The 1,682-nt window shown below is 55.9% G+C and carries 2 protein-coding genes; both read right to left on the bottom strand.

What is annotated here, in order from left to right:
* Positions 1-293, bottom strand: a 293-nt coding sequence (locus AC1D1Z_RS37115) for an ATP-binding cassette domain-containing protein (RefSeq protein ID WP_477853803.1), incomplete at its 3' end; no start/stop codon positions are given.
* 38 nt (positions 294-331) lie between these two features.
* Positions 332-1,612 carry a chitooligosaccharide synthase NodC gene (gene nodC, locus AC1D1Z_RS37110; RefSeq protein ID WP_414815990.1) on the bottom strand — a complete coding sequence of 427 codons (1,281 nt, stop codon included), beginning with the start codon at positions 1,610-1,612 and terminating at the stop codon, positions 332-334.
* Between the last annotated feature and the right edge of the window lie 70 nt (positions 1,613-1,682).

Here is a 1,682-nt window from a genome sequence, read left to right as displayed (position 1 = left end):
ATGTTGCCCGCATCAGGCGACGTCATCCCGAGAATCATACGGCTGATCGTGCTTTTTCCGGCACCGTTTGGGCCTAATAGGCCAAAGCATTCTCCTGACCCAATGTTGAAAGACAATCCGTCAACTACGGCCTTCCCACGATATGATTTGCTAACGCCGACGAGCTCGATCGCGATAGAAGATATCGATCCCAGTTTGGGAGCGAGTGCTTCTGAAATCGAAATGGATGGTAGGTTGCTTTGTCGGCGGAGCGTCTCAGCCACAGCTGCCTGTAGATCCGATTGACCGTTCATGTGATTCCTGAGGTTTGCAAGATGCGGCGACACAGCGATCATTCGCCGCTGAAAGTAGCTTCGGGGGCCGCAAGCATTGGAGTTTCGGAGGCTTTCTGCGTCCGAACGGCGCCTGAAGCGTTGACTCCGGAGCCGCGTGACAGCCAGTCACTGTTGGACAACGTGCAGAGGGCATAAGCCTTCACGGGCAGTAAAAGAAAGACGTTCACGAGCGTGTGCAGCGAGAAGCCAAGAAATCTAAGCTGCCTGGCACGATAAGCAGCTACGCCGCATCGTATCAGTGTCAACGATCCAATCGTTCCTATCGTCCACCAGGGCAGTGAACCGGTCAGGGCGAACTGTGCTAGACCCGCCACTACGGACAATGCGAGCAGAAGAGGGCCGGCATTCTGCCCGACGACGTCCAAAGTCAGATACCAGTTCATGCCACGGAGGAGGTGAAGTCCGAGCAGGGTATCTCGGAATGTACTCCGTGCCCAACGCAGTTGCTGGCGCAGATAGGCAGCCAAACCGTTAGGAACGACGGTTGCGGCGATGGCGCTTGGGACATATTCGGTACGGAAGCCGGCGCTTAACATTAGGATGGTCAGATGACGGTCCTCGCCAAAGTCACTCGGCTTTCCCCGATAAAGCTGCGTCTCGTATTGATCAAGAAGCAAGACGAAGGCGGACCGGCGGTACATGGCACAGGGTCCACAGCAACACATCACGGCACCGAAGTGGCCCTGCGCGGCGCGCTCCTCATTGCAGGCCAGCCAGTACTCCATGTCGATCAATCGGGTCAGCCACGAGTCGTTCTGATTGCTTGCTACAAGCTGCCCCATCACCGCACCGACCGCCGGATCGCGCATTTTCTGACTGAGTTTGGAAACAACATCGCTGGCGAGAGTGGTGTCTGAATCCACATTCAGGATGAGGTCCCCGGATGATCGGGAAATGGCGGCGATTTGCGCTTTGCGCTTTCCGACATTCCTGGGGAGCATGATGAATTCAAATCTCGCGTCACCCGCATAGACGATCTGCTCGGCCACCACCGCGTCACGATTTCTGGAACCGTCGTCAACCACAAAAACGCGCAACACCCCCGGATAGTCCTGGTTGGCGAGGGATGCCAGGCAATCGGACAGGACGCGCGGGCTCTCGTTAAATGAAGGCACAATGATGTCCACACTTGGCAAAGAGCTCTCTTCGACGGTGTTTTCCGCTGTTTCCGACTTGAGAGTTCGCCGAGCATGAAGGACCTGTACACTCCTATAGGCGGAGGAAAGCAGTCCATAAAGCGAGACGGCGGCGATGCTGGTTGTTTCAAGCAAGGTCATGGTTTCTCGTCGATTTAGGTTTACTGGGGAAGTGAACGAAGGGAAAATCCACGGCTATGCAGTGCGGGGA

It is taken from the genome of Rhizobium sp. P1_E1, assembly GCF_056406015.1.
This window is presented reverse-complemented; position numbering and strand designations above follow the sequence as displayed.